Below are 24,375 nucleotides of genomic sequence, written 5' to 3'. Positions count from 1 at the left end.
GTGGTGACGTGAGCACTAATCTGATCCGCGAGTTTTTCGAATCCTCCCAACTCGCCGGCGGTAACGCCGATTACGTTGAACAGCTCTATGAATCGTGGTTGGCAGACCCTTCGTCGGTCGAAGCTACCTGGAGCAAATACTTCGAGACTTTCAAAGGCCGCGAGTCAGGGGACGTTCCCCACTCTGCGGCCATTGCGCGTATAGAGGCCGCACAAAAGCAGCGCCGAAACGGGGTTGCCGTCGCCGGCGCTCCGGTCGACGACGCCCACGCCCGCAAGCAGGCCGGCGTCCTGCGCATCCTCACCGCCTACCGTTCGCGCGGCCACCTGGCCTCGAACCTCGACCCGCTCGGCCTGGCCGAGAAGCTGCCGGCTCCGGATCTGGAACCCTCGTTCCACGGTCTGTCCGATGCCGACCTGGACACCGAGTTCGACTGCGGCAACTTTGCCGGCGGTGGCCAGCGCATGAAGTTGCGCGAGCTGATTGCCCGACTGAAGAAGGTGTACACCAACACCCTCGGCGTCGAGTTCATGCACATCAGCAATCATGAGCAGCGCAACTGGATCTACACCCGCCTGGAGCAGGCCAACGGCACCGCCGGCCTCGACGCCGCGGGCAAGAAGCGCGTGCTCGCCGAGCTGACCGCTGCCGAAGGCCTCGAGCGCTACCTGCACACCAAGTACGTGGGCCAGAAGCGTTTCTCGCTGGAAGGCGGCGACAGCTTCATCCCGATGGTGGACGACATCGTCCGCGCCGCCGGCGACAACGGCATCAAGGAAGTCGTGATCGGCATGGCCCACCGCGGCCGCCTCAACATGCTGGTGAACATCCTCGGCAAGCCGCCGCGCACGCTGTTCAACGAGTTCGAAGGCAAGTTCGACCACCCGGATGATCCGGCGCACTCGGGCGACGTGAAGTACCACATGGGCTTCTCCGCCGACGTCAAGACGCCCAACGGCGGCACCCACGTGGCGCTGGCGTTCAATCCGTCGCACCTGGAAATCGTCAACCCGGTGGTGGCTGGCTCGGTGCATGCGCGCCAGGTCCGCCGCCGCGACACCGAGCGAAAGCAGTCGATGGCCGTGCTGGTGCACGGCGACGCAGCGCTGGCCGGCCAGGGCGTGAACATGGAATTGTTCAACATGTCCCAGGCCCGCGGCTTCAAGATCGGCGGCAGCCTGCACATCGTGATCAACAACCAGGTGGGCTTCACCACCTCCAACCCGCAGGACGCCCGCTCCACGCTGTACTGCACCGACCTGGCCAAGATGGTCAACGCGCCGGTGTTCCACGTGAACGGGGACGACCCGGAAGCGGTGATCCAGGCCACCCGCCTCGCCTACGATTTCCGCAAGCAGTTCCGCAAGGACGCCGTGCTCGACCTGGTGTGCTACCGCCGCCACGGCCATAACGAAGCCGACGAGCCGGCAGCCACCCAGCCGGTGATGTACCAGATCATCCGCAAGCGCCCGACCACCCGCGACCTGTATGCGCAGGAGTTGGTGAAGCAAGGCGTGATCGCCGAAGGCGACGGCCAGAAGATGTTCGAGGACTACCGCGCCCGCCTCGAGGCCGGCGAGCCGATGACCGAGCTGACCAGCTCGCTGGTGAAGGACATCGAAGTCGACTGGGACCGGTTCATCGGCGGCAAGCTGTCCACCGAGACCCCGACGGGTTACTCCAAGCAGCGCCTGGTGGAGCTGGCCAACCAGATCCTCAAGATGCCCAAGGATCTGACCCTGCAGTCGCGCGTGGCCAAGATCTACGAAGACCGCGCCAAGATGGCCGCCGGCGAGCAGCCAGGCGACTGGGGCTTTGCCGAAAACCTGGCCTACGCCTCGCTCATCGACGAAAACTACAACCTGCGCATCGTGGGCCAGGACGTCGGCCGCGGCACCTTCTTCCATCGCCATGCCGTGCTGCATGACCAGCAGACCGGCTACACCTATATGCCGCTGGCTGATGTGCGCAGCGGCGCCGACGTCGAGATCATCGACTCGCTGCTGAGCGAAGAAGCGGTCATGGCGTTCGAGTACGGCAGCGCCACCGCCGACCCGTACACCATGCACATCTGGGAAGGCCAGTTCGGCGACTTCGCCAACGGTGCCCAGGTCGTCATCGACCAGTTCATCAGCTCGGGCGAATCGAAGTGGAACCGCCTGTGCGGTCTGTCGCTGTTCCTGCCGCACGGCTACGAAGGCCAGGGCCCGGAGCACTCCTCCGCCCGCCTCGAGCGCTTCCTGCAGCTGTGCGCGCTGGACAACATGCAGGTCTGCGTGCCCACCACGCCGGCCCAGGCGTTCCACATGATCCGCCGCCAGATGGTGCGCCCGACGCGCAAGCCGCTGATCGTGATGACGCCCAAGTCGCTGCTGCGCCACAAGCTGGCCGTGTCCTCGCTGGACGAGCTGGCCAACGGCAGCTTCCAGCTGGTGATCCCGGAGCATCGCGAGCTGGCCGCCAAGAAGGTCAAGCGCGTCGTGCTGTGCTCGGGCAAGGTCTACTACGACCTGCTGGAAGACGCCGAAAAGCGCGGCCAGACCGACGTGGCCATCGTCCGCGTGGAGCAGCTGTATCCGTTCCCGCGTCCGCAAGTCACTGCCGAGCTCGAGAAGTACGCCGCCGCCAAGGAAGTGGTGTGGTGCCAGGAAGAGCCGATGAACCAGGGCGCCTGGTTCCAGATCCGCCATCACCTGCAGGCCTGCATCAACAGCAAGCAGAGCCTCTCGTACGCGGGTCGCGCGCGCTCGCCGGCACCGGCTGCCGGCCATCTCAGCACGCACGTCGTCGAACAGGCGGCGCTGGTTGAGCAGGCGCTGGTTACGCCGGTCGGCACCGACCATTCCGCAGAATAAAATCCTGAAAAGTGCGGCCATGGATGGCCGCTTTTCCACTTTTTAGCGTTCAGGGATGAGCGCACTTATCCAAGGAATCCACATGTCTATCGAAGTCAAAGTTCCCGTCCTGCCCGAGTCCGTCTCCGACGCCACCATCGCTACCTGGCACAAGAAGGCCGGCGAAGCGGTGAAGCGTGACGAAAACCTGGTCGACCTCGAGACCGACAAGGTGGTGCTCGAAGTGCCCTCGCCGGTCGACGGCGTGCTCAAGGAAATCAAGTTCCAGTCCGGCGACACCGTGAACAGCCAGCAGGTGATCGCGGTGATCGAGGAAGGCGCCGCCGCTGCTGCACCGGCTCCGGCCGCTGCCGCCCCTGCCGCTGCCCCGGCTGCTGCACCCGCCGCGCCGAAGGCTGGCGCTGCCGGCAATGCCGACCTGTCGCCGGCCGGCCTGCGCGTAGCCACCGAGCAGAACATCGATGCATCGAAGGTTGCCGGCACCGGCCGCGACGGCCGCGTGACCAAGGAAGACCTGCTCAACGTCGGCAAGGGTGGCGCCGCTCCGGCCGCCGCTGCGCCGGCTGCCAAGCCGACCCCGGGCTCGCGTCCGGAAGAGCGCGTGCCGATGACCCGCATGCGCGCACGCATCGCCGAGCGTCTGATGCAGTCGAAGAACTCCATCGCCATGCTCACCTCGTTCAACGAAGTGAACCTGGCCGAGGTGGTGAAGATGCGCAAGGCGCTGGGCGAGTCGTTCGAGAAGGCCAACGGCGTCAAGCTCGGCTTCATGAGCTTCTTCGTCAAGGCCGCTGCCGAAGCGCTGAAGCGCCATCCGCTGGTCAACGCCTCGGTCGACGGCAACGACATCGTCTATCACGGCTACCAGGACATCTCCATCGCCGTGTCCACCGACAAGGGCCTGGTGACGCCGGTGCTGCGCGACGTGCAGGACATGAACTTCGCCGACGTCGAGCGCGGCATCGTCGATTACGCCAAGAAGGCGCGTGACGGCAAGCTGGGCCTGGACGACCTGCAGGGCGGCACCTTCACCATCACCAACGGCGGCACCTTCGGTTCGCTGCTGTCGACCCCGATCGTGAACCCGCCGCAGAGCGCCATCCTGGGCATGCACGCCATCAAGGAGCGCGCCATCGTCGAGAACGGCCAGGTGATCGCCGCCCCGATGATGTACCTGGCGCTGTCCTACGACCATCGCATCATCGATGGCAAGGACGCGGTGCTGTTCCTGGTCGATATCAAGAACCAGCTCGAGAATCCGCAGCGCATGCTGCTCGGTATCTGATCGCGCGTACGGATCGTCTCGGCGATCCGTGCAACCAGGTAACGAAGCTCTGGCGGCGAGCGTTGGCATTGAATCCACGCTCGCCGCACATATCTCCCGCTTCATAAGTGACGAGCTCCCCGGCCCGTCACACAGCTAGGAAACATCATGAGCGAAAAATTCGACGTCATCGTCATCGGCGCCGGCCCGGCCGGCTATGTGGCCGCGATCCGCGCCGCGCAGCTGGGCCTGAAGACCGCGTGTATCGACGCGTTTGTCGGCAAGGACGGCAAGCAGGCTCTCGGCGGCACCTGCCTCAACGTGGGCTGCATCCCGTCCAAGGCGCTGCTCGATTCGTCCAAGCAGTACTACAACATCGCGCACAACCTGCCGGTGCACGGCATCACGGTGGAAGGCGCCAAGGTTGACCTGGGCACCTTCATCGGCCGCAAGGACAAGATCGTCAAGCAGTTCACCGGCGGCATCGGCCAGCTGTTCAAGGCCAACAAGGTCACGCCGTTCTTCGGCACCGGCAAGCTGCTCAAGGGCAACGACGTCGAAATCACCGGCAACGACGGTTCCAAGCAGACCATCAGCGCCACCAACGTGATCCTCGCTTCGGGCTCCGTGCCGATCGAGCTGCCGTTCGCCAAGTTCGACAACAAGTTCATCATCGACAACGCCGGCGCACTGGATTTCACCGAAGTGCCCAAGCGCCTGGGCGTGATCGGCGCCGGCGTGATCGGCCTGGAACTGGGCAGCGTGTGGAAGCGCCTGGGTTCGGACGTGACCGTGCTCGAAGCGCTGCCGGACTTCCTCAGCGTGGCCGACGCGGACATCGCCAAGATCGCCTTCAAGGAATTCGGCAAGCTGGGCCTGAACATCAAGCTCGGCGCCAAGCTCACCAAGGCCGAGATCAAGGGCAACGAAGTCGCCCTGACCTATGAAGACAAGGACGGCGCGCACGAGCTCACCGTCGACAAGCTGCTGGTCGCCGTGGGCCGCCGCGCCTACACCGACGGCCTGCTGGCCGCCGACACGGGCGTGAAGCTGGACGAGCGCGGCCGCATCGTGGTCGACGAGCACAACCACACCGGCGTGAACGGCGTGTGGGCCATCGGCGACGCCGTGCGCGGCCCGATGCTCGCGCACAAGGGTTCCGAGGAAGGCGTGGCCGTGGCCGAGTGGATCGCCGGCAAGGCTGGCCACATCAACCTCGACACCGTGCCGTGGGTGATCTATACCGAGCCGGAAATCGCCTGGGCCGGCAAGACCGAGAAGCAGCTGAAGGACGAAGGCATCCCGTACAAGGTGGGTACCTTCCCGTTCGCCGCCATCGGCCGCGCCGTGGCCATGAACGAGGCCATCGGCCAGGTGAAGATGCTGGCTCATGCCGAGACGGATCGCATCCTGGGCGTGCACATGGTCGGCCCGGGCGTGTCCGAGCTGATCGCCGAGTGCGTGGTCGCGATGGAGTTCAAGGGCTCCTCCGAAGACCTGGCCCGCATCGTCCACGCGCATCCGACGCTCTCGGAAGCCGTGCACGAGGCCGCCCTGTCGGTCGACAAGCGCGCCATCCACAAGGGCAACTGAGGACACCGCGCCGCGCCTTCACGGCAGGCGACACGGAATCCGCGGCCCGCTCGTGGCAACATGAGCGGGCCGTTTTGTTTTTTCCGTCATTCCGGCGCAGGCCGGAATCCAGGAGCCGCAACGCACGGTTATCGCGAAAAAGGGCCGACCAACGGCTACGCGACAACCCAACATTGCCGCCACTGGATTCCGGCCTGCGCCGGAATGACGAATTTATTCCCACAGGTTCGTCGATCCCCATGCCCCAACCCACCGCCCTTTGCGTCTACTGCGGCTCCAGCAGCGGCAGTCACCCTGAATACGTCGAACAGGCCCGTGCCTTCGGTACGGAAATGGCCCGCCGCGGCATCGCGCTGGTCTATGGCGGCGGCAAAGTCGGCCTGATGGGCACCGTGGCCGACGCGGTACTGGCCGCCGACGGCAAGGTAATCGGCGTCATTCCGCGCCAGCTGGTCGATCTGGAAGTGGCCCACGTCGGCCTCAGCGAGCTGGTAGTCGTAGACACCATGCATCAGCGCAAGACGCGCATGTTCGAGTTGTCCGATGCCTTTGTCGCCCTGCCCGGCGGCTACGGCACCATGGACGAGATGTTCGAAATGCTGACCTGGGCCCAGCTGGGCCTGCACCGCTATCCCTGCGCCTTCTACGACGTACGCGGCTACTACACACAGCTGCGCGCCATGATGGATCACATGGTGACCGAACGATTCGTGCGCCCCGAGCAGCGCGAAAGTGTATGGTTCGGACAGGACATGGCGCAGCTGTTCGACTGGCTGGACAGCTACGAGGGCGTCCACACGCCCAAATGGATCGACCGCAGCAGCGTCAAAGCCTGACCCCGGCACGACGCCTTTTAAGGATTGGCCATGAGTACACCCAGCGCCTTTCGCGCCTTCCGTATCCATAACGATGACGCCGGCTATCGCGGCGGCATCGAAACCCTCGCCGCCGATGCGCTGAGCCCCGGCGAAGTGCTGGTGCAGGTCGCTTATTCGTCGATCAATTTCAAGGACGCCTTGGCCGGCACCGGCAAGGGCAAAATCCTCCGCCAGTACCCGCTCAATGGCGGCATCGACGTGTCGGGCACCGTCGTCGCCTCGACCGACCCGGCCTTCAAGGAAGGCGATGCCGTGCTTTGCACCGGCAGTGGCCTGTCCGAAACGCGCGATGGCGGTTATGGCGAATACATCCGCCTGCCCTCGGCGTGGACCATCCACCTGCCCAAGGGTTTGAGCCTGCGCGACAGCATGATCATCGGTACGGCCGGCTTTACCGCCGCGCTTGCCCTGCTGCGCATGGAAGACAACCGCCAGACGCCTGCGTTGGGCCCGCTCGCCGTCACCGGCGCCAGCGGCGGCGTGGGCATGCTGGCCATCGATATCTTCACGCGCGCCGGCTACGCTGTGCATGCGATCAGCGGCAAGGCGTCCCATTTCGACTTCCTGCGCGACCTCGGCGCGGCCGAGTGCATCGATCGCCACCAGCTCGTTTTCAGCGGCAAGCCGATGGATTCGGCGCGCTTCGGTGGCGCGCTCGACAACGTCGGCGGCGCCATGCTGGCCGGCCTGCTGCCGTTGATCGCGCCCTACGGCAACGTCGCCATTTGCGGCAATGCCGGCGGCATCGGCTTCGAAAGCACGGTAATGCCCTTCATCATCCGTGGCGCCAGCCTGCTGGGCATTGCCTCCGCCGGCACGGCGCGCGACCTGCGCGACCGCGTCTGGGAACGGCTGTCCAGCGACTGGAAACCGCAACATCTTGAGCGCATCGCCACGCGCGAAGTCACTTTGGAGCAGTTGCCCGACGCATTTCCCCGCATGCTTGCGGGCGATTCGTTTGGGCGTACCGTAGTACGCGTAGGTAGCGCAAGCTGAGCTTACGCTCAGCTTGGAAGCTCTGCCTCAGCGTCATAGAATCCAACGAAACAACAAGGGGAATTCCACCTTATGGCACGCATCCTGATCGTCGACGATTCGCCGTCGCAGCTGTTGGGCATCAAGCGCATCGTCGAAAAGCTCGGGCATGAAGCGCTGACCGCCGAGGACGGCGCCGCCGGTGTGGAGGCTGCCCGGCGCGAGCGCCCCGACCTGATCCTGATGGACGTGGTGATGCCCAACCTCAACGGCTTCCAGGCCACGCGCACCATCAGCAAGGATCCGGACACCCAGCACATCCCGGTCGTGCTGGTGACCACCAAGGATCAGGAAACGGACAAGGTGTGGGGTCTGCGCCAGGGTGCGAAGGCCTATGTGACCAAGCCGATCCGTGAGGAAGAGCTGGTGAGCACGCTGAAGGAACTGCTGCCGGCGTAAGCGACGCGGCTGGCTTCATGAAAAACGGCGCCCTCGGGCGCCGTTTTTCGTTGGATCGCTGGGGCTCAATGCCGCGGATCGTAATCGCCAAACTCCTCACGCAAGGCTTCGTACGCCTTCTTCTGCGCATCAGTGTCCGCCAGCGGTGCACGTATCGACAACTCCACCAGCTGATCGCCGGGGTGCGCGCCGGGAAGGCCGCGCCCTTTCAGGCGCAATTTGCGACCCGATTGCGAGCCTGCCGGAATGCGCAGATCCACCGTGCCGGCCAGCGTCGGCACCGGCACCGTGGCGCCCAACGCGGCTTCCCAAGGCGCAATCGGCAGCACGTGCAGCACGTTTCGGCCGTCCAGACGGAAGCGGCCATCATCGCGTATGCCCACTTCCAGCAGCAGGTCGCCGTTGGATGCGCCACCCGAACCACTATGGCCCTGCCCAGCCAAACGTATCACCTGACCTGGTTGGATGCCTGCTGGAATCTTTACTTCCAATACGCGCTCGCCACCGCTGCCATCCTGCAGCGCCAGGCGCGTGCGACCGCCGTCAAAAGCGGTCTGCAGATCGATCTGCACATGCGCATGCACATCGCCGCCACGACGCGCGCGTGGCGCGCCGCGCGGACCGGGGCCAGCTCCGCCGCGTCCGCCAAACAGGCTTTCGAAAAAGTCGCTGAAGTCGCCGCCGCCGTCGCCGCCGAAATCGAAGCCGTGGTTCTGGTTCCAGCCCGGCGGCGGCCGGAACTGTTCGCCGCCGCGGTAGCCGCCAGCGCGCAGCTCATCGTAGGCACGACGTTTTTCCGTGTCGCGCAGCACTTCGTTGGCTTCGTTGATTGCCTTGAATTTCTCTTCCGCTCCCGCGTCTTTGTTCTTGTCGGGGTGAAACTTCCTGGCCAGCTTGCGATAGGCAGTCTTGATCTCTGCCTCGGTCGCTTCCGGCTTCACGCCCAAGATGTCGTAATAATCTTTGAATTCCACTGCCACTCCCCGGCAATTCAGCCGCCCAGACTCACGGGCGGAACGCTCGATCTGCACCCATCGGCCGGCACCCTTCGCCCGGCTCGCATGGGTCACGCATGGCGAGGCCCCGCCTGCGTCGCTATGGTCGACCACATGGGTGCGAAAACGGCGTGATTCAAGGCGACAAGCCGGCCCCATGGCGCTAGCATCGCCTCCTTCCCCATCATCACTGGCACTCTGCCATGAGCATCCAGGTCGGCGACACCCTGCCCGACGTCGAGATCCGCGTCGTCCACGATGGCATCGAACCCGCCCAGACAGGCGCCTTGTTCGCGGACCGGAAGGTCGTGCTGTTTGCCGTACCGGGCGCCTTCACGCCCACCTGCTCCAACAAGCATCTGCCAGGCTATGTGAAGCATTTCGCCGAGTTCCAGCAGCGCGGCGTGGAAGTGATGTGCCTGGCCGTGAATGACGCCTACGTGATGCAAGCCTGGGCCGCCTCGCAGAACGTGCCGGCAGGCATGTGGATGCTCGCAGACGGCAACGGTGCGTTTACCAAGGCGCTCGGGCTCGAACTCGATGGCAGCGGTTACGGCATGGGCCTGCGCGCGCGACGTTTCGCACTGTATGCCGAGAACGGCGTGGTGAAGCAGCTGCAGGTCGAAGCGCCCGGTGAATTCCGCGTTTCCACCGCGGAAGCCATGTTGGAAGCGCTGGGCTGATAACGGCGCCGCTGGTGCGGCGTCCCAGGCGTTGAACATCCGCTGCACTGTTTCTTGTCGTGACGGCGAGTAACGTTGGACCCTTCAGTTCCCATCAAAGCGGAGCCACGCCATGTCCAGCCGAGTTCAGCGCATTCCCGGACCCGATCATCCGATCGAGGTGACGCCGAGCAAAGACCACGTCGTCGTGCGCGTGGCAGATCGCGTCGTTGCCGATACGCGACGTTCGCTGAGCCTGCAGGAAGCGAACTATCCTGTAGTGCACTACATCCCGCGCGAGGATGTGGACATGTCCCTGCTCGAACGCACGGAACACAACACCTATTGCCCGTACAAGGGCGACGCTTCCTACTTCAGCATTCCCTCCGCAGGCGACCGCGGCACGAACGCGGTTTGGACGTATGAACATCCGTATGACTCGGTGACGCCGATCAAGGATTACGTGGCGTTCTACGGCACGCGTGTGGATGCGGTCGAAGTGACGCCGGGCTAACCAGGCAAAAAAAACCCGGCCGTAGCCGGGGTTTTTTCACCAAGCGAGCAAGGCTCACTCGCCGTCGGCAGGTGCTTCCGGAGCGGCATCGATCGGGCCTTCTTCGCCCTCGACTTCGCCGTTTTCCACTTCCGCATCGAGACGCACGACGCTCACCAGCTTCTCGTCGGACGGCAGGCGGATCAGCGTGACGCCCTGGGTGTTGCGACCCAGCTGCGAGACTTCCGCCACGCGGGTACGCACCAGCGTGCCCTGGTCGGAAATCAGCATCAGCTCGTGCGCTTCGCTGGCCTGGATGGCAGCGACCAGATTGCCGTTGCGCTCGGAGCACTGGATGCCGATGACGCCCTGGGTGCCGCGGCCCTTCTTCGGGAACTCGTCAAGCGTGGTGCGCTTGCCGTAGCCACGCTCGGTCGCGGTGAGGATATCGCCCTCGGCGGCAACGATCAGCGAGACCACTTCGGCGCCTTCGCCAAGCTTGATGCCACGCACGCCGGTGGCCGTCCGGCCCATCGAGCGCACTTCGGATTCATCGAAGCGTACCGTCTTGCCGTTCGACGCAAACAGCAGCACATCGCTGTTGCCGCCGGTGAGCGCGACGTTGACCAGCGCATCGCTCTCGTCGAGGTTGATGGCGATCTTGCCCTTCTGCAGTTGGAACGCGAACTCGGTCAGCGGCGTCTTCTTCACCGTGCCCTGCTTAGTGGCGAAGAACACGAACTGGTCTTCGGTGTATTCACGCACCGGCAGCACCGCCTGCACCTTCTCGCCCGGACCCAGCGGCAGCAGGTTCACCATCGGCTTGCCGCGCGCGTTCGGGCCGGACTCCGGCAGCTGATACACATTGAGCCAGTAGACGCGACCGCTGCTGGTGAAGGTGAGCAGCGTGTCATGGGTGTTGACCACCCACAGCTGCTCGACGAAATCCTCGTCCTTCAGCGCAGAGGCCGAACGACCCTTGCCGCCACGGCGCTGCGCGCGATACGTGCTGGCCGGCTGGCGCTTCACGTAACCGGTGTGCGACAGCGTGACCACCACGTCTTCCGGCGCGATCAGGTCGAGGACGTTGAGGTCTTCCTGCGAATGCTGGATCTCGGTGCGACGCTTGTCGCCGAACTCTTCCTTCACTGCTTCAAGTTCATCGCGGATCACGGTGAGCAGACGCGCCGGGTCTTCCAGGATTTCGATCAGACCACGAATGGTCTCCAGCACCTGGCGGTACTCGTCGGACAGCTTTTCCTGCTCCAGGCCGGTGAGGCGATGCAGGCGCATGGCGAGGATTTCCTGCGCCTGCACTTCGGACAGCTGATAACCCTCGGCCTTGAGACCTTCGCGCGGATCCATGTCCTCCGGACGCGAGGCTTCAGCACCGGCCGCTTCCAGAAGCGTGGCGACCATGCCCGGCTGCCACTTGCGCGCCAGCATGCGCTCGCGCGCTTCGGCCGGCGAGGCGGATGTGCGGATCAACTCGATCATCTCGTCGATATTGGCCAGCGCAACCGTCAGGCCTTCGAGGATGTGCGCACGGGCGCGAGCCTTGCGCAGATCGAAGATGGTACGACGCGTCACCACTTCACGGCGGTGGCGAATGAAGGCCTCGAGAATGTCCTTGAGGTTCAACAGGCGCGGTTGGCCGTCCAGAAGCGCGACCATGTTGATGCCGAACGTAACCTGCAGCTGCGTCTGCTGGAACAAGTTGTTGAGCACCACGTCGCCCATCGAATCGCGACGGATCTCGATGACCACGCGCATGCCGTCCTTGTCGGACTCATCGCGCAGTTCGCTGATGCCTTCGAGCTTCTTTTCCTTGACCAGCTCGGCGATCTTTTCGATCAGGCGAGCCTTGTTCACCTGATACGGCAGCTCGTGGATGATGATCGTTTCGCGGCCGTTCGACTCGGTTTCGATCTCGGCGCGTGCGCGCACCAGGATGCGGCCGCGACCGGTGCGGTACGCCTCGACGATGCCCGACGAACCGTTGATGATGCCGGCGGTCGGGAAATCCGGACCGGGGATGTAATGCATCAAATCGTCGATCGACAGCGTGGGCTCGTCGATCAGCGCGATGGTGGCCGACACCACCTCGGTGAGGTTGTGCGGCGGCACGTTGGTGGCCATGCCCACGGCGATACCGGCCGAGCCGTTGATCAGCAGGTTCGGCACGCGGGTGGGCAACACCAGCGGTTCGTGTTCGCTTTCGTCGTAGTTGGGACCGAAGTCGACAGTGTCCTTGTCGATGTCGGCGAGCAGCTCCTGCGTGAGGCGCGACATGCGCACCTCGGTGTATCGCATCGCTGCCGCGTTGTCGCCGTCGACCGAACCGAAGTTACCCTGGCCGTCGACCAGCATGTAGCGCAGCGAAAACGGCTGGGCCATGCGCACGATCGCGTCGTACACCGACGAGTCGCCATGCGGATGGTATTTACCGATCACGTCACCGACCACGCGGGCCGATTTCTTATAGGGCTTGTTCCATGCATTGCCCAGTTCGTTCATGGCGAACAGAACGCGGCGATGGACCGGCTTCAGACCATCGCGGACATCGGGAAGGGCGCGTCCCACGATCACGCTCATGGCGTAATCGAGGTAGCTCTGACGCATCTCGTCTTCGATATTGACGCGAATGACTTCTTTGGCGAGTTCTGCCATCAATCGGCTTCCATGATGAAGGTAGAGGGCCCCGGCGCGCTCCCCCAGGAACTAGGCGCGGGCTGCCTTGAGATAACCCGTGAAGTGTACCACGTTTGACGCGGGATTCACAGTATTTTCACTATATGGATCAATGGCTTACGCGGACGTTTTGGCGCCCTTGAAAAGCATCAGGCGCGCTGTCGAAAAATTGAACACGGCAGCCACGAAAGAACCGCCCGCGGTGGCGATGGCAGGCCAGCGGTGCAGCATCGGAAAGCCCATCAAAAGCGCGGCATAGGTGCCGTAATTGACCAGGGCGCCCACGCCCATCAGGGCCATCCAGTGCAGCCATTCGGAGAACAGCCCGCGCCCGCTTTCGCTGTGCTTGAAGGTCTGCCGGCGATTCCACAGCCACGTTGCGGTGGCCGCCAACGGAATGGAGACCAGACGCGCGTAATACGGATTCCAGCCATTCCAGCTCACCAGAGCCTGGGCGAGGCCGGCGTCAACGATGAAGCCGATGACGCCACCGATGGTGAAAAGGAAGAATTGCCGGGATAGCTTCATCGACCAAACAGCGCCTGCATGGCGATGGTGGTCGGACGCTCGATCACGCCGCGCTCGGTGACGATGGCATCGATGAGCTCGGCCGGCGTCACGTCGAATACCGGATTCCACGCATCGGCGCCTTCCACCACCGTGCGGCGGCCGGCCACCGCCAACAGCTCCGCCGAATCGCGCAGTTCGATCTCGATGTCGTCACCCGACGCGGTCGCCATATCGACCGTCGACGACGGCGCCACCACCATGAACTTCACGCCGTGATGGCGTGCCGCGATAGCGAGCTGGTAGGTGCCGATCTTGTTGGCGGTGTCGCCATTGGCGGCAATGCGATCGGCCCCAACAATCACCCATTGCACCGCACCCGAACGCATCAGATGCGACGCGGCGGAGTCGGCGATCAGCTTGGCGGGAATGCCGTCGCGCACCAGCTCCCACATGGTCAGGCGCGCGCCCTGCTGCCACGGTCGCGTTTCGCCCGCAAACACTTGCTCGATGCGACCGCCAGCCACGCCTGCGCGGATGACGCCCAGCGCCGTGCCGAAACCGGACGTCGCCAGCGAGCCGGTATTGCAGTGCGTGAGCACGCCCGAATGCGGCGCGATCAAGGCCGCACCCAGTTCGCCCATATGGCGATTGGCGGCGAGGTCCTCGTCCTGGATGGCCTGGGCTTCGCGTTCGAGTGCGGCAGCATCGGCGCCCGCGGCGATGCGCGACTTCATCCGATCCAGCGCCCACATCAGGTTGACCGCGGTGGGACGGGCTGCGCGCAGCATGGCCAGCGCCGGTTCCAGCGGTTGACCCTGCTTGGCCGCCAGCACCACACCCCACGCCGCCGCGATGCCGATCGCCGGCGCACCGCGCACAGCCAGGTCCTTGATGGCCTGGGTGACATCGGCGGCGTTGGCGCAGTCGATCCAGCGTTCTTCCTGCGGCAGCAGGCGCTGATCAAGCAAACGGAGATGGTCACCCTGCCACTGCACGGCACGGATGCGGTCGTAACGGTCGTAATCCATAAAGCAAAAACCCAGCGATGAAAACGAAAGTCGGCGGCGCGTCAGCGCGCCAGCCGGGAGATCAGGGGCCGTCGGGCATGACGAGCCAGAGAATGAGATAAGCCACGATGCCCGAGCCACCCAGGAAGGTGAGCACGATCCACAGCACGCGTACCAGGGTCGGATCCCAGCCGAGGTACTCGGCGATACCGCCGCAGACGCCGGCGATTTTGCGGTCCGTCAGTGATCGATGCAGGCGCTTTTCCATGACTGTGCCCTGTGGTTGCGGTGGATGAAACTCAGTTTCTCGTACTGAGCCACTGATGGATAGCCGGCGGCACTTCGCGCTGCGCGCGTCCCGACACATAGATGCCGATATGGCCGCCCTTGAAGGCGATCTGCGTGTAGTCGGTGCTGCCCACATGCTGCTGCAGTGCGCGCGATGCATCCGGCGGCACGAGGTGATCCTGCTCGGCGAAAATATTCAGCACGGGGTGCGTGATCATGCCCAAGTCCACCGGCTTGCCGCCGATGATCAGGTCGCCCTTGATCAGCTTGTTCTGCTGATAGAAGTCCTTGATGAATTCGCGGAACGCTTCGCCCGCCTGGTCCGGCGAATCGAAGATCCAGCGTTCCATGCGCAGGAAATTCTGCAGCTCCTTGGGGTTGTCGAGGATGTCGACCAGGCCCACGTATTTCTGCTGATTCAAGCGCACGGGCTTCAACGTGAGATACACCCAGTTGAGCAGTTCGGCGGGAATATTGCCCATGGTGTCGACAAACAAATCGACGTCCATCTGCTGCGACCAGCTCGACAGCATATTGTCCGGCGTCTGGAAATCGACCGGCGTCACCATGGTGATCAGGTTCTTGACCTTCTCGCCGTGCGTGGCGGTGTAGCACAGCGAGAATGTGCCGCCCTGGCAGATGCCGAGCAGGTTGATCGCGTCCACGCCCGCGTGCTTGCTCACGGCATCCACGCAACGGTCGAGATATCCGTTGATGTAGTCGTCGAGTCCCAGCCAGCGGTCGGCGGCATCGGGATAGCCCCAGTCGAGCAGGTAGATGTCTTCACCCTGTTCGAGCAGGTTGCGCACCATCGAACGATCGTCCTGCAGGTCGGTCATCCACAYGGTGTTGACCAGGGCATAGACGATCAGCGTCGGCGTCTTCGCCGTCGGCTTGCCCTGCCCCTTCATGTGCCACACCGAGAGTTTGTCCTCGCGGTACACCAGCTCGCGCGGCGTATTGGCGTATTCGGGCTCGAGCTGGCGCTTGAGATGCTCCATGCCCGCAGCCAGCTTGCGCTGGAAAGCGGTGATTTCGCCCATCAGCGCGGCCGGATCGAGGCGTAGCGGTGGTTGCATAAATAGTCCTTACTTGCGCGTGCGCTTGACGCCGCGCGCAACGGTCTTGCGGGCGGCCACGGCAGATGATTTCTTCGAGCCGCTGACGTCGATGCTTTCGGTGGCCCGCTTGGTGCCGCGCGACGGCGCCTTCTTCTCGACCGGCTTGACGGTCTCTTGCTTGGTCGCCAGCTGGCGCTTGAGCGCTGCCACTTCGGCGCGAAGGCTCGTCAATTCATCCTCGCGCTGCGGTGCACGGCCTTCACGCAATTCGCGACGAAGCTCATGCAGGCGCTTGCCGAGCGCGGTGACCTCGCTGCGCGTCGGCATACCCATCTCGCGGCACAAGGCATCGAGCTGTTGTTGCTGCAACTGGCGCACGCGGCCCTGTGCATTGACCATCTCGCCATAGGCATGGCGGAATTCTTCCGACAGCGCGATCTGCGCGTAGGCCTCTTCGGCCGCATCCACCCACAGATCGTAGAGCGCCTTGAGCGATTCGATCTGCTTGGGCGACTCGGCCAACCCGGCCAGCTTGGACTGCAGGCGTTCAAAACCTTCCGTATTGGCGCGCTGGATCAGGGCCTGGTACTTGCCGGCCCATTCAGCGTAATCCTGCATGGCCGTCGCCAGCGCCTGATGCATGCGCTGGCGTTCGCGCGTGTAGCCAAAGGCGGCCATATGCTCGACGTCGAACTTCATGCCGCCAAAGCTCGGCGGGTTGGTTTGCATCCAGCCCTGCCACATCTGCGCGAAGCTCTTGGCGGCCTCGCTGTCGATGCTGGCAAAAGCATGCGCAAACGGCTGACCGCCCAGCGAAGAAAAGAGCTGCTGCAAGGACTGCTGCCAATCGGCGGGCCCCTGCCCAAGGCCACTGCTCGCGGCGCCTTGCAACCAGTCGCCATAACCCTTGAGCGCGGCCATGCTGCGCGCCATCAAGTCGTCGCCGGCGCCCATCGATCCGAACGGCGAGGCTCCTGCACCGAATGGCGCCGAAGCGGTCGGCTGCTGCAGATAGCGTGTCCAGGCTTCCCAGGATTGCTGCGCCATCGCCTGGTAGTCCTTCAGAAAGTCATTCGCCGGGTCGGCCATGCCCACGTCCTCTTCATGCTCAAGCCATCGTAGCAAAAGCCTGTTGCGACGGACGCAAAAAGCGCATTAGTTCGGGCCCAAACTCGAGCGCATCGCAGCGCACCATCAGCGGGCAGTCATGCAGGGCCCAAGAGCCTGTTGACGCTCTCCGCATGGCCCGCGCCGGGAGCTGTTTGCGCTCAGGGCAAGGAAGAGCGAAGGAGTGTACGTCCGTACACGACTGAGTGATGACGCCGACCTGTGTGCAAACAGACCCGGCCCGGGCCATGCGGAGAGCGTCAACAGGCTCTAAAGCAAAAGCCCGGCTTTCGCCGGGCTTCTGTTGGTACCTTGGATCGACGACTTAGGCGTTGGTGCCTTCGTCCTCGGTCACGGCCTTCATGGACAGGCGGATACGGCCCTGCTTGTCCACTTCGAGCACCTTGACCTTGACGATGTCGCCTTCCTTGAGCTTGTCGGAGACCTTTTCCACGCGCTCGCTGGAGATCTGCGAGACGTGCACCAGGCCGTCCTTGCCCGGCATGATGGTCACGAACGCGCCGAAGTCCATCAGCTTGGCAACCTTGCCTTCGTAGATGCGGCCCGGCTCGACGTCGGAGACGATCTGCTCGATGCGCGCCTTGGCGGCGTTGGCGGCTTCGCGGTTGACCGAGGCGATGATCACGGTGCCGTCATCGCTGATGTCGATGGTGGTGCCGGTCTCTTCGGTGATCGAGCGGATGGTCGCGCCACCCTTGCCGATCACTTCGCGGATCTTGTCCGGATGGATCTTGATGGTGAGCAGGCGCGGGGCATACTCGCTCATCTCGGTGCGGGCGGTGCTGATCACCTTGGCCATTTCGCCGAGGATGTGCAGACGACCACGCTTGGCCTGTTCCAGCGCCACCTTCATGATCTCTTCGGTGATGCCGTCGATCTTGATGTCCATCTGCAGCGCGGAGATGCCATCGGCGCTACCGGCCACCTTGAAGTCCATGTCGCCGAGGTGATCTTCGTCACCCAGGATGTCCGACAGCACGACGAAGTCGCTGCCTTCCTTGACCAGACCCATGGCGATACCGGCGACCGGCGACTTCAGCGGAACGCCCGCGTCCATCATGGCCAGCGACGAACCGCACACCGAAGCCATCGACGAGGAACCGTTGGATTCGGTGATTTCCGAAACCACGCGCACCACGTACGGGAACTCTTCGATGCTCGGCTTGACGGCCTGCACGCCGCGCTTGGCGAGGCGGCCGTGGCCGATTTCGCGACGCTTCGGCGCGCCGAAGCGACCGGCTTCACCGACCGAGAACGGCGGGAAGTTGTAATGGAACAGGAACGGATCCTTCGACTCGCCTTCCGGCGCATCGATGATCTGCGCATCGCGGGTGGTGCCCAGCGTGGTCACGACCAGCGCCTGGGTTTCGCCGCGGGTGAACAGTGCCGAACCATGGGTGCGCGGCAGCACGCCGACACGAATGGAGATCGGGCGGACGTCGTCCAGGTTGCGACCGTCGATGCGGATCTTCGTCTTGAGGACGCCGTCGCGCATGGTGCGGTACTCGAGCTCGGCGAACTCCTTCGACAGCTCGGCCTTGTCCCAGCCCTGGGCTTCGACATCACCAGCCAGCGAAGCGAGCACGTCGCTCTTGATGGCGGCGATGGCGTCGCGGCGCTGCAGCTTGTCGCGCACCTGGAAGGCGGCTTCGAGCTGGTTGCCGACGGCGCCGGTGAGGGCGGCGATCAGCGACTCGTTGCGGGCCGGAGCGGACCATGCCATGGACGGACGAGCCGCCTCGGTGGCCAGCTCGGCGATGGCGCGGACGGCCACCTGCAGCTGCTGGTGACCGAACACCACGGCGCCGAGCATCACTTCCTCGGACAGCAGCTTGGCTTCCGATTCCACCATCAGCACGGCGTTGGCCGTACCGGCGACGACCAGGTCAAGCTCGGAGGTCTTCAGCTCGGTGGCGGTCGGGTTCAGCAGGTACTTGCCGTTGGCGTAACCGACGCGGGCAGCGCCGATCGGACCCTTGAACGGGATGCCGGCGAGGCTCAGCGCCGCGGAGGCGCCCAGCATGGCCGGGATGTCGCCGTCGACTTCCGGGTTCAGCGAAACGACCTGTGCGATGACCTGCACTTCGTTCTTGAACTCTTCCGGGAACAGCGGGCGCACCGGACGATCGATCAGACGCGAGGTCAGCGTCTCTTTCTCGGTCGGGCGGCCTTCGCGCTTGAAGAAGCCACCCGGGATACGGCCCGCGGAGTAGAACTTCTCGACGTAGTCGACGGTGAGCGGGAAGAAATCCTGCCCTTCCTTCGCCTTGGCATTGGCCACCACGGTGACCAGCACAACCGTGCCGCCCATGCTGACCATGACGGCACCCGAAGCCTGGCGGGCGATTTCGCCCGTCTCCAGTGTGACTTCGTGATTACCGAACTGGAATGACTTGGTTACTTTCGCCACTGTCTTTTCCTGAATTGGGAAGTGCGGCCAGAGTTGGCCGCTTTTTGATCTTCGCGATCACGAATGAACGCGAACACCAACACTTAGCGACGGAGGCCGAGGCGCTCGATGAGGCCCTGGTAACGAGCCAGGTCACGATCCTTCAGGTAGGCAAGCAGACGCTTGCGCTGGTTGACCAGCTTCAGCAGGCCACGGCGGGAATGGTGATCCTGCTTGTGCTCTTTGAAGTGGCCGGTGAGGTGGTCGATGCGAGCCGACAGCAGGGCGACCTGCACTTCCGGCGAACCCGTATCGTTCGGCACGCGGCCGAAGTCAGCGATGATTTTGCCGGTCTGTTCAGCGGTAAGGGACATTGGTATCTCTTCCTAAAAAAGCGGTGCGAAGCTTGCGCAACATCACGTGGGTGACGTTGCGCAAGCTTCGCCTAGATGAATGAAAAGTCTGGAACAAGCTCCGTATTGTAGCGACCGGAGCCCTATGACAACAAGACCGTCATAGTCAGTGCTTATGTTTGCCATCTGCGGGCAGGTTAAAACCCCGCACGATGCACAGTTTTCCGCCCACCGCCTCGCTCAGGGCAAGCAGGCGACCGTCGTCGGCGAATACGGCATGCCGACCGGCCAGGGCCGGATCCACCGGAATCTGCTGGCCCTGTGAGACAGCCAGGCTGCGCTCGGCGTCCAGGTGCATGGCGGGCAGATCGGCCAGGGCCGCGGAAACCGGCAGCAAGAGCGGCAGCAGCGCATCGTCCCCCTGCTCCAGCGCCGCCTGCAGCTGCTCCACCGTCACCATGGCCGGCTCCCGGAACGGTTCGACCCACAGCCGGCGCAACGCCGTCAGATGGGCGCCGCAGCCCAGGTCCTCGCCCAGGTCGACGGCCAGACTGCGCACATAGGTCCCCGAGCCGCATTCCACGTAAAGCGTGAGGCTGTCGTGGGTACGCGACACCACCTCCAGCCGGTAGACCTCAACCTCGCGCGAGGGCACATCCACGGCCTCGCCGCGACGCGCCTTCACGTACAGCGGCTCGCCGTCGAGCTTGATGGCTGAATAGATGGGCGGCACCTGGGTGATACGTCCGCGCAGCTTGGCCAGCGAGGCTTCGATAGCGTCGTCGGTGAGCGCGGGCACCGGCCGCTCCAGCACGATCTCGCCTTCAAGATCCGCAGTCGAGGTGGTGGCGCCCAGCCGGCACTCGGCCAGATAGGCCTTGCGCGAGCCCAGCAGCATGCCGGCCAGCTTGGTCGCCTCGCCGAAGCACAGCGGCAACAGGCCGGTGGCCAGCGGATCGAGCGCGCCGGTGTGGCCGCCCTTTTCCGCCCGGAAAATACCTTTGCGGACCAGCTGCAGGGCCGCGTTGGAGCTCAACTCCAGCGGCTTGTCCAACAGCACGATGCCGTGCAGGTCGCGAAATCGAATCTTCCGCTTCATGGAAGTTTTACTCATGGAGCCTGTTCTGCATCTGGCATGTGCGCCGCCTATACCCTCACCGTCGTTCCGGCGCAGGCCGCAATGAAGTGGGGAAGAGACGAATGTCGAGGCGAGATAGGAAGCCGACGCTCAGCCCTTCTCGCCTTCGCCCTCGCCTTCCTCATCGGCAGCCGGCATGCGTGCAGCTTCCTGCCGCAACAGGCTCTCGATGCGCTCGCCCTTGTCGACCGAATCGTCGTACTTGAAACGCAGCTCAGGCACGCGACGCAGGCGCATCGAGCGCGACAGCTCGCGGCGGAATTCCACCGCCAGCTCCTTCAGCGCCTTCATGGCTTCAACGGAACGCTCCGGCTGCAAGGCCGTGATCCACACCGTGGCCCAGTCGAGATCGCGGGTGACTTCCACGTCCGACACGCTCATCAACGGCAGGCCGTGGTCGCGCACGGCGGCATGGACCAGCAGGCCCAGTTCGCGGCGCAGTTCGGCGCCGACGCGGTCGGTACGTTTGAAATCGCGTGAGGGCATGACGCACTCCTAGGTGTTTGCGTTCATCCGTGAACGCGAAGGTCAAAAAGCGGCCGTCCCTGGCCGCACTCATCCATTTAGAGCACGCCAGCACGGCGTGTCCTGAAAAACAAAGCGAGCGATGTGGTCATCCACACCGCCCGCCTCAATACCACCACTGCGAGGGTCGGCCCGACGTGCGGACCGGCCACTGTTACAGCGTGCGGGCAACCTCGATACGCTCGAAGCATTCGATCTGGTCACCGGCCTTGACGTCGTTGTACTGCTTCACGGCGATACCGCATTCCATGCCGTTGCGCACTTCGTCGACCAGGTCCTTGAAGCGACGCAGCGATTCCAGTTCGCCCTGGAAGACCACAGTGTTGTCGCGCAGCACGCGGATCGGCTTGCTGCGCTTGACCGTGCCTTCGATGACCATGCAACCGGCCACTGCACCAAACTTGGAGCTGCGGAACACTTCACGCACCTGCGCGATGCCGATGATCTCTTCGCGAATCTCCTTGCCAAGCAGACCCGAAGCGGCCTGCTTCACCTGGTCGATCACGTCATAGATGATCGAGAAGTAGCGGACATCCAGGCCCGAGGTATCGATCACCTTGCGGGCCGAAGCATCTGCACGGACGTTGAAGCCGATCACCAGCGCCTTGGAGGCGGCGGCGAGCGTGGCGTCGGACTCGGTGATGCCACCGACGCCGGCGGCGATCACGTTGACCTTCACGTTCTCGTTGCCGATCTGGCTGAGCGATTCGCGCAGCGCCTGCACCGAACCCTGCACGTCGGCCTTGACCAGGATGTTGAGCGTCTGCTGCTCGGCGCCCTGGGCCATCTGCGCCATGATGTCTTCAAGGCGGTTGGCCTTGCTGACCATGCGCGTTTCGCGACGCTTGAGCTGACGCTCGGCGGCCACTTCACGAGCCAGGCGTTCGTCGGCCACCACCACGAAGTCGTCGCCGGCTTCCGGCACGCCGGACAGACCCAGCACCTGCACCGGAATCGACGGACCAGCTTCCTGCACGGTCTTGCCGGCTTCGTCGATCAGCGCACGCATGCGGCCGTACTCGATACCGCAGACGACGAAGTCGCCGCGCTTGAGCGTGCCCTGCTGCACCAGCACCGTCGCCACCGGGCCGCGACCGCGGTCCAGGCTGGATTCGATCACCACGCCGGAGGCGGGGCCATCTTCCACAGCGGTCAGCTCCATCACTTCGGCCTGCACCGAAATGGCGTCGAGCAGGTCGTCGATGCCCATGCCGGTCTTGGCCGAGACGGCCACGAACGGCGTGTCGCCACCCCATTCTTCCGGAATCACTTCCAGGTTGCCGAGGCCTTGCTTGACGTGGTCCGGATTGGCGTCGGACTTGTCCATCTTGTTGAGCGCCACGATCAGCGGCACCTTGGCGGCGCGTGCATGCTGCACGGCTTCGGCCGTCTGCGGCATGACGCCGTCATCGGCTGCCACGACCAGCACCACGATATCGGTGGACTGGGCGCCGCGGGCACGCATCGAGGTAAACGCCGCGTGGCCCGGGGTGTCGAGGAAGGTGATCACGCCCTTGGGCGTTTCCACGTGGTACGCGCCGATATGCTGCGTGATGCCACCGGCTTCGCCCGAGGCCACCTTGGTGCGGCGGATGTAATCGAGCAGCGAGGTCTTGCCGTGGTCGACGTGGCCCATGATGGTGACCACCGGCGGACGCGGCTTCTTCTCGCCCTCGAGCTCGGCGTTCTGCGTGTGGGCAGCCAGCGCGGCTTCGGCGTTGTTCTCGCTTGCCGCCACCGGGGTGTGGCCCAGCTCTTCGACCACCAGCACCGCGGTGTCATGGTCGATGGTCTGGTTGATGGTGGCCATCACGCCCATCTTGAAGAGGGCCTTGACCACTTCCGAACCCTTGACCGCCATCTTGTTGGCGAGATCCGCCACCACGTTGTGGTCACCGATCACGACCTCACGCACCACCGCAGCGGTGGGACGGGTGAAGCCATGCGGGCCGCTGGAGGACGGGCTGCTATACCGCGAGGTATCGCGGCTCGGGCCACGGCCGGACTTGCCGCCACGCTTGTTGTTGCTTGAGCGGCGCGCACGGTCGGCGTCGCTCAGGTGCATCTCGCCTGCCGCAAAGCGCTTGCCACCAGGGCCTTCCTCGCGCTCGCGGGCATAACGGGTCTTGTTGCTGCTGCCGGCCGGTGCCGCGGCGCCAGCCGCAGCATTGGGAGCACCCGGCGTGCGGGCTGCAGCTGCGGCGGGCGCTGCTGCAGCCGGGGCGGGCGCAGGGGCCGGCGCGGGCGCGGGGGCCACAACCACGACCTTCTTCTCGCGACGACGCGGCTCGTGGATGGTCGGCACGATCATGCCCAGCGCACTGTGATCGATGCGCTGGACCGACTGTTCGACCGGGGCCTGCTTGTCGGCAGCCTCGGCGCTGACCGGCTCGGCCACCACCGGCGTCGGCTCGCTGCGTGCGGGGGCAGAGGCAGCTTCGGCGGCCACCTGGCGCTCCTGCTGTTCCCTGGCGCGTGCAGCGGCCTCAGCCTCGGCCTGCTGGCGACGCTGTTCTTCTTCAGCCTCGCGCTGGCGCTGAGCTTCGTCGGCGCGCTGCTGGGCTTCTTCCTGGCGGCGGCGATCCGCATCCAGGCGCTCGGTTTCTTCGTGGTCGCGCTGCGTCTGAGATTCCTGCAGCTTGCGCACGGCGTCTTCGCGCTCGACGTCATTGCCCGCTTCTTCGGCGATGACGCTGCGCTTGACGTAGGTTCGCTTGGCGCGCACTTCGACGTTCACCGTCTTGGCGCTGGCAGCGGCACCGCGGCCGCCCGGCGTGGCGACTTTGAGCTCGCTGACCTTGCGGCGCTTGAGGGTGATCTGGCGGGGCGAGCTGTCGTCCGCTTCCGCGGGACTGATCTCGGTTTTGCCATGGGTACGGCGCAGGAAGCCCAGCAGCTTCACCTTTTCGGTGCTGCTGATGATCTGCTCCGGATCGGAGAATTTCATACCAGCTTCGCCCAGCTGCCCAAGCAGCCTGTCCACCGGCATGCCAAGTACCTTGGCAAGTTGTTTGATCGTTACGTCCGACATCGTGTTCTTTCTCCGCCGTTCCCGCGCTTAACGTCCGTGCGGCTTCGCCTGCACAGCCAACCCATCCATGGTGGAGGCAT

General features: G+C 64.3%; 20 protein-coding genes. 8 read left to right on the top strand and 12 right to left on the bottom strand.

Annotation, left to right across the window (positions count from 1 at the left end; genetic code table 11):
- Nucleotides 1-8: 8 nt before the first annotated feature.
- From AB4Y82_RS11735 to pilH, 6 genes are all read left to right on the top strand, one after another.
- Nucleotides 9-2,855 (top strand): 2-oxoglutarate dehydrogenase E1 component, encoded by a 2,847-nt coding sequence (locus tag AB4Y82_RS11735; RefSeq protein WP_441604090.1) that lies wholly within the window; start codon nucleotides 9-11, stop codon nucleotides 2,853-2,855.
- An 82-nt stretch (nucleotides 2,856-2,937) separates the two neighbouring features.
- Nucleotides 2,938-4,140 (top strand): 2-oxoglutarate dehydrogenase complex dihydrolipoyllysine-residue succinyltransferase, encoded by a 1,203-nt coding sequence (gene odhB / locus AB4Y82_RS11730; RefSeq protein ID WP_441604089.1) that lies wholly within the window; start codon nucleotides 2,938-2,940, stop codon nucleotides 4,138-4,140.
- 147 nt (nucleotides 4,141-4,287) lie between these two features.
- Nucleotides 4,288-5,712 (top strand): dihydrolipoyl dehydrogenase, encoded by a 1,425-nt coding sequence (lpdA, locus tag AB4Y82_RS11725; protein WP_441611287.1) that lies wholly within the window; start codon nucleotides 4,288-4,290, stop codon nucleotides 5,710-5,712.
- A 239-nt stretch (nucleotides 5,713-5,951) separates the two neighbouring features.
- Nucleotides 5,952-6,548 carry a TIGR00730 family Rossman fold protein gene (locus AB4Y82_RS11720; RefSeq protein ID WP_441604087.1) on the top strand — a complete coding sequence of 199 codons (597 nt, stop codon included), beginning with the start codon at nucleotides 5,952-5,954 and terminating at the stop codon, nucleotides 6,546-6,548.
- 30 nt (nucleotides 6,549-6,578) lie between these two features.
- Complete coding sequence (locus AB4Y82_RS11715) at nucleotides 6,579-7,586, top strand: oxidoreductase (protein ID WP_441604086.1); 1,008 nt, start codon at nucleotides 6,579-6,581, stop codon at nucleotides 7,584-7,586.
- A 72-nt stretch (nucleotides 7,587-7,658) separates the two neighbouring features.
- On the top strand, nucleotides 7,659-8,024 hold the full coding sequence (pilH, locus tag AB4Y82_RS11710) for a twitching motility response regulator PilH (protein WP_121880941.1): 366 nt from the start codon (nucleotides 7,659-7,661) through the stop codon (nucleotides 8,022-8,024).
- Nucleotides 8,025-8,089: 65 nt separating this feature from the next.
- On the opposite strand, the gene AB4Y82_RS11705 is transcribed toward pilH, so the two are convergent.
- On the bottom strand, nucleotides 8,090-8,998 hold the full coding sequence (locus tag AB4Y82_RS11705; protein ID WP_441604085.1) for a DnaJ C-terminal domain-containing protein: 909 nt from the start codon (nucleotides 8,996-8,998) through the stop codon (nucleotides 8,090-8,092).
- A 224-nt stretch (nucleotides 8,999-9,222) separates the two neighbouring features.
- On the opposite strand from AB4Y82_RS11705, the gene AB4Y82_RS11700 reads away from it, so the two are divergent.
- Both AB4Y82_RS11700 and AB4Y82_RS11695 read left to right on the top strand, forming a co-directional pair.
- Nucleotides 9,223-9,702 carry a peroxiredoxin gene (locus AB4Y82_RS11700; RefSeq protein WP_441604084.1) on the top strand — a complete coding sequence of 160 codons (480 nt, stop codon included), beginning with the start codon at nucleotides 9,223-9,225 and terminating at the stop codon, nucleotides 9,700-9,702.
- A 112-nt stretch (nucleotides 9,703-9,814) separates the two neighbouring features.
- Complete coding sequence (locus AB4Y82_RS11695) at nucleotides 9,815-10,195, top strand: DUF427 domain-containing protein (RefSeq protein WP_441604083.1); 381 nt, start codon at nucleotides 9,815-9,817, stop codon at nucleotides 10,193-10,195.
- A 54-nt stretch (nucleotides 10,196-10,249) separates the two neighbouring features.
- Here AB4Y82_RS11695 and gyrA read toward each other — a convergent pair whose 3' ends face one another.
- The 11 genes from gyrA to infB form a co-directional block, all read right to left on the bottom strand.
- Entirely contained in the window at nucleotides 10,250-12,844 is a 2,595-nt protein-coding gene (gene gyrA / locus AB4Y82_RS11690) for a DNA gyrase subunit A (RefSeq protein ID WP_441604082.1), read from the bottom strand.
- A 138-nt stretch (nucleotides 12,845-12,982) separates the two neighbouring features.
- A complete protein-coding gene (locus tag AB4Y82_RS11685) occupies nucleotides 12,983-13,393 on the bottom strand; it encodes a GtrA family protein (protein WP_441604081.1) in 411 nt (136 codons plus the stop codon).
- The gene (gene mtnA / locus AB4Y82_RS11680; protein ID WP_441604080.1) at nucleotides 13,390-14,403 is read right to left on the bottom strand and encodes an S-methyl-5-thioribose-1-phosphate isomerase; all 1,014 of its coding nucleotides are present in this window, start codon (nucleotides 14,401-14,403) and stop codon (nucleotides 13,390-13,392) included. Before mtnA ends, AB4Y82_RS11685 begins: the two co-directional genes overlap by 4 nt.
- 61 nt (nucleotides 14,404-14,464) lie before the next feature.
- Nucleotides 14,465-14,650, bottom strand: coding sequence for a PspC domain-containing protein (locus AB4Y82_RS11675; RefSeq protein WP_121880953.1), 186 nt, complete (start codon nucleotides 14,648-14,650; stop codon nucleotides 14,465-14,467).
- A 31-nt stretch (nucleotides 14,651-14,681) separates the two neighbouring features.
- Complete coding sequence (gene phaC, locus AB4Y82_RS11670; RefSeq protein WP_441611285.1) at nucleotides 14,682-15,749, bottom strand: class III poly(R)-hydroxyalkanoic acid synthase subunit PhaC; 1,068 nt, start codon at nucleotides 15,747-15,749, stop codon at nucleotides 14,682-14,684.
- Nucleotides 15,750-15,758: 9 nt separating this feature from the next.
- The gene (locus tag AB4Y82_RS11665; RefSeq protein WP_441604078.1) at nucleotides 15,759-16,820 is read right to left on the bottom strand and encodes a poly(R)-hydroxyalkanoic acid synthase subunit PhaE; all 1,062 of its coding nucleotides are present in this window, start codon (nucleotides 16,818-16,820) and stop codon (nucleotides 15,759-15,761) included.
- A 343-nt stretch (nucleotides 16,821-17,163) separates the two neighbouring features.
- Entirely contained in the window at nucleotides 17,164-19,269 is a 2,106-nt protein-coding gene (gene pnp / locus AB4Y82_RS11660) for a polyribonucleotide nucleotidyltransferase (RefSeq protein WP_441604077.1), read from the bottom strand.
- A gap of 83 nt (nucleotides 19,270-19,352) precedes the next feature.
- Nucleotides 19,353-19,622, bottom strand: a complete 270-nt coding sequence (gene rpsO, locus AB4Y82_RS11655) for a 30S ribosomal protein S15 (RefSeq protein ID WP_102304155.1) — start codon at nucleotides 19,620-19,622, stop codon at nucleotides 19,353-19,355.
- A 145-nt stretch (nucleotides 19,623-19,767) separates the two neighbouring features.
- The gene (gene truB, locus AB4Y82_RS11650; RefSeq protein WP_441604076.1) at nucleotides 19,768-20,700 is read right to left on the bottom strand and encodes a tRNA pseudouridine(55) synthase TruB; all 933 of its coding nucleotides are present in this window, start codon (nucleotides 20,698-20,700) and stop codon (nucleotides 19,768-19,770) included.
- A gap of 129 nt (nucleotides 20,701-20,829) precedes the next feature.
- On the bottom strand, nucleotides 20,830-21,225 hold the full coding sequence (gene rbfA / locus AB4Y82_RS11645; protein ID WP_441604075.1) for a 30S ribosome-binding factor RbfA: 396 nt from the start codon (nucleotides 21,223-21,225) through the stop codon (nucleotides 20,830-20,832).
- A gap of 193 nt (nucleotides 21,226-21,418) precedes the next feature.
- On the bottom strand, nucleotides 21,419-24,295 hold the full coding sequence (gene infB / locus AB4Y82_RS11640; RefSeq protein WP_441604074.1) for a translation initiation factor IF-2: 2,877 nt from the start codon (nucleotides 24,293-24,295) through the stop codon (nucleotides 21,419-21,421).
- Nucleotides 24,296-24,375: the final 80 nt, after the last annotated feature.

Origin of the sequence: Dyella sp. 2YAF14 (assembly GCF_052114725.1) — a bacterium.
In the GTDB taxonomy this organism is placed as follows: domain Bacteria; phylum Pseudomonadota; class Gammaproteobacteria; order Xanthomonadales; family Rhodanobacteraceae; genus Dyella.
The sequence above is the reverse complement of the archived record's forward strand: the minus strand, read 5'-3'. Positions and strand labels throughout refer to the sequence as shown.